The sequence below is a fragment of the Limnobacter sp. genome (assembly GCF_964228395.1).
GTDB lineage: Bacteria > Pseudomonadota > Gammaproteobacteria > Burkholderiales > Burkholderiaceae_B > Limnobacter.
The window spans coordinates 1-3,962 of record NZ_CAXQZX010000142.1; the positions used below are offsets into that span (position 1 = coordinate 1).

At 55.9% G+C, this 3,962-nt stretch carries 3 protein-coding genes; all 3 read left to right on the top strand.

The window, feature by feature from the left end; all coding sequences use genetic code 11:
- A partial coding sequence (locus tag ACEQU8_RS11965; protein ID WP_370263875.1) for an HlyD family type I secretion periplasmic adaptor subunit occupies nt 1-963 on the top strand: 963 nt, incomplete at its 5' end.
- A gap of 4 nt (nt 964-967) precedes the next feature.
- Nucleotides 968-2,725 (top strand): TolC family protein, encoded by a 1,758-nt coding sequence (locus tag ACEQU8_RS11970; protein ID WP_370263877.1) that lies wholly within the window; start codon nt 968-970, stop codon nt 2,723-2,725.
- A 128-nt stretch (nt 2,726-2,853) separates the two neighbouring features.
- The coding region (locus tag ACEQU8_RS11975) for a hypothetical protein (protein WP_370263878.1) at nt 2,854-3,962 on the top strand (1,109 nt) is incomplete at its 3' end.

A 3,962-nucleotide genomic window follows, 5' to 3' on the forward strand; every position in this document is an offset into this window, starting at 1 on the left:
CGCCTGATCGGCGAGGCCTCCGGGAAGCAGCCTGTTTACCCGGCAGAACTGATTGCCACTTACCCAGCTTTGCACCAGACCGAGCAGTCAACGTATTTGGCGCGGGTTACCGAACTGCAGGGCATTATCGCTGTGAATGACAGCCAGTTGGTGGGCAACCAGGGCAAAGTGGGCGAATTGCAGGCCAAGCTGGACGGACTGGAGAACCGCGCGGTAACCACGCTGCGTGAGCTGGAAATCACCCGGGAACTGGTGCGTGAACGCTTGGTGTCGCAACTTGAATATCTCACTAAAAAGCGTGAATACGATTCACTGACGGCAGAGATTGCCTCTATGAAGCAAACCATTGCCTCGGCCCAGGCCAGCGTGGCCCAAAGCCGTGCGCGCAAAGTGGAAGAAGAGGGCAAGTTTCGTCGTCGGGCCGCTGATGAGCTGACCACGCTAGAGCGACAGCTGGCCAGTTTGAAAGAAGAAATTGGCCGAGCTTCCGATCAACGAGACCGCGCCGTGATTCGTTCACCAATCGACGGCATTGTAAAAAATTTGAAATTGCAAGCCGTGGGCAACGTGGTTCGTCAGGGTGAGCCCATCATGGAAGTGGTGCCTGTCGACGAAGTGCTGGTGGTTGAAACCCGTCTTTCCCCTGCGGACCGAGGCTATGTCAGCTTGGATCAGCCCGCCGAGGTCAAGGTATCAGCTTACGACTTTTTGCGGTACGGCACCCTACCTGGCAAGGTCAGCCAAATTGCTGCCGACACCGACCCCGGGACAGAAGACACTGGTCCTTACTATCGTTTGGTGGTCAGCACCGACAAAGCATTTTTTGGCACACCCGAAGCCCCCCTGCGAATTTCCCCAGGCATGACAGCCGAGGTGGACATCAACGTGGGGTCGCAGCCTTTCATTTATTATTTGCTTAAACCCGTATTGAAGCTTCAACAGGAAGCATTCCGAGAACCATAAGCCAATGCGCAAACATGTGAACAAGGCCCGCAGGGGATGGTGGGCTCGACAAGGCGGCCGATTGGCTGTGTTGTCGGGTCTTGTTGTGTTTTGCTCGCCAATATGGGCGCAGGGTTTGGCTGCGGATGATGCCGAGCCGCCCGAAGATGCGCCACTAAGTGCGTCTGCCCCCGGTACTCGTGTGACTGATCAACCCGGGGTGTTTAACAGCAAAAACCTGCAAACCCGCGCTAGGCGAATTGCGCCGGCAGACGCTGCCAATATGTCCAAAGAAGAGCTCACCAAAGTGCGCTTTATGAACATGTTGCGCACCAACCCCGAAATTGTAACCTCTCGAATCAATGTGAACGCCTCGCAGTTCATTGAGGATGGGGCGCGTGCAGCTTACTTTCCAAAAATCTCGGTGGGCGCCAATGCAAGTTCCAGCTCTACGGTGAACAACCGGCAGTCCACCGACATCACGGTGACCCAGCCGCTTTACACGGCGGGGCGAATCACTGCCCGCATCAAAGCTGCAGAAACCGATGGCACCATTGCCGATGCCAACTTTGTAAAAACCGTTCAAGATGTGGTGCTTGAGGGGTTTTTGGCCCACAGCACTTTGTCTAGAAATGCGTTGCTGGTGGAGGCCTCTCGGGCCGCTGAGGCGGCGGTTGCCCAACTGCTGGCGCTTGAGGAGCGGCGGGTTGAGTTGGGCGGTAGCGGTGTCACCGACGCCCAGTTTGCCAAAGCTCGGCTGGCTGTAACCCAAGATCGACTGGTGAATTATGAGGGGCAGTTTGAAGAGGCCAGAGCCACTTACTTTAGATATTTCGGTGCTTACCCCGAGGGCTATAGCATTCCTGAGTTGGATATTCGCCGCGACATGCTGCCGCAGCAGGTGGACGATGCGGTCACCAAGGCCTTGTTTTCAAACCCAGACATCCGCGTGGCCGAAAGCCAGATCGTCAAGGCACGCCACAATTACACTGCCGAAGAAGCAAGTTTGTACCCTTCACTAAATTTGGTGGGTATTCAGCAGTTTTTTGGCGAGCCAGATCCCTTGACCGGAAGGAATGACGACAGCTCTGTGAACCTTCGTTTGTCCTACAGTGCTTTTTCTGGCGGTGAACAGGTCGCGCGGGTCAATCAGGCGGCCGCCACCATTGACACCCGTCGAGCGCAGCTGTCTGCCGCCCGTCTGCGGGTGGAGGAGTCTGTGCGTTTTCAGTGGGGCAAATGGAATGCGGGGCAATCGCGCGCTCAGACTCTGCGCGGTGCCTATTCTGACTCTTTGCAGGTGTTTAAAAACCGCAAACGCCTGCGTGATTTTGGTCGCGAAACTGTCATTGTGATGCTGGATGCGCAAGTGGAGTATTTCAACGTGCTAATTGCATACATCAATGCCGTGTTTGACGCGCGGGATGCCAGCTTCCGCTTGATGCACGCCATGGGACTGATGCTGCCCACACCGGGAGCAGAAAGCGATTGGTTCGCCTTGTTTTTTACGGATCGGCCCGAGCGGCAGCGCCTGGAGAAGAGTCTGGAAGAAACAGCCAACATTGCCAACACGCCCCTGGACGACAAAATAGCAGAAAAACTGGGTATACAAGTTACACCGGCTGAAATGGAAAAAGCGTCGGGTTTTGTTTTGACTCCCAGTCAGCAGTTGCAAACCCAGCGTGAGGGCGGTTCGACGCGCCCCACGCCCAGTGATACCGAGCGTGGTTTGCGGCCAAGCTTGCGACCCGCACCCATATTGGATCCTCGTTTTTATCGGTAAAACATTGATTTTTGTCAGTAAATTGCCCACACTGTTGAAAAGGGGTAATTTTGAGTTGCAAATCCTGAGATGCGTGTGGCGGTATTCCTGCCACACTGGGTCAGGCATCAAGCACGAGGACAAAAGCGATGGACGACAGCAAGCCTTGGGACGGCCATCCCACCCAGGAAGATTTGGACATTGAACGGGCAGAGCAGGGTTTTGCTGACCCCGGCTCGGCCAATATGCAGTTCTTGCAATCCACCCTGCCCAATTCAGACGCCGATTCATCGTTGTCCACGTATTCCATGCAGGGCTGGGCCTCCCCAGGCAAAGCATCACACTCCGCGGCTAGTTCCTTCCCAGGTTTTTCGAATCTGGCCCCTGCTTATTCCGGATTGGGTCTGATTGGCGCTGTTGGATCAGCTGATTTTGCTGGCGGTGGTAGCGCATTGGGCCTGTCCAGTGCAGTGGCCGCTGCTGCGCCTGCAGCGATGGGAAAAACAAGTGTGGGTGACTCCGCCGCACTGGCCGCCATGGGTGCTAAGGCCATGGCCCCGGCTTTGCCCGCAGAACGTTTTACCGATGGATTGCCCTTGATGAAGGCGGGTAAAGAGGCCTTGGTGCCACTATCGCCAGAGTTTGAGCAGCTCATGGCGATGCTCGGCGTGCCATCCGACTTTGATGCGATGGATCCCGCACAGCTTTTGATCAGTGGTGGCGGAACCGGCGCAGAGAATCTTCAAAGCGCGATTGATGCCGTCATGGATCAGATCACCTTGTTGAACAACACCTTCGAGCCGTTGATGGAGGGCTTGAGCGGTGAGGTTCAATCGCAGGTGGCAATGGTAGGAAACCAGTCCACAACAGACCTTGGTTTGAACATCTTGAGCGATGCCCAAAGCGTGAGCTCCACATTGGGCGATGTGCTTGGCACTGTAAACGTGGGAGCCAATCCCCAGTTTGCCGGTTTACTGAATCTAGGTTCAGCCATTGATGAGGTGTTGGCGGTGGTTGACACCCTGCCAACCCTGGACCCCGTCACAACACCGATTGCCGACATCGTGGGTGGTGTGCTGAACCCGATCACAGAGCCTGTGACCGACATCGTGGGTGGCATCATCAACAACCCCGTGACCAGCCCGATCACCGATCCGATCACAGAGCCTGTGACCGACATCGTGGGTGGCATCATCAACAACCCCGTGACCAGCCCGATCACCGATCCGATCACAGAGCCTGTGACCGACATCGTGGG

Bases quoted from the DNA above. Each gene is read 5' to 3' on its own strand.
- ACEQU8_RS11970 (WP_370263877.1), top strand. From the start codon at position 968: ATGCGCAAACATGTGAACAAGGCCCGCAGGGGATGGTGGGCTCGACAA.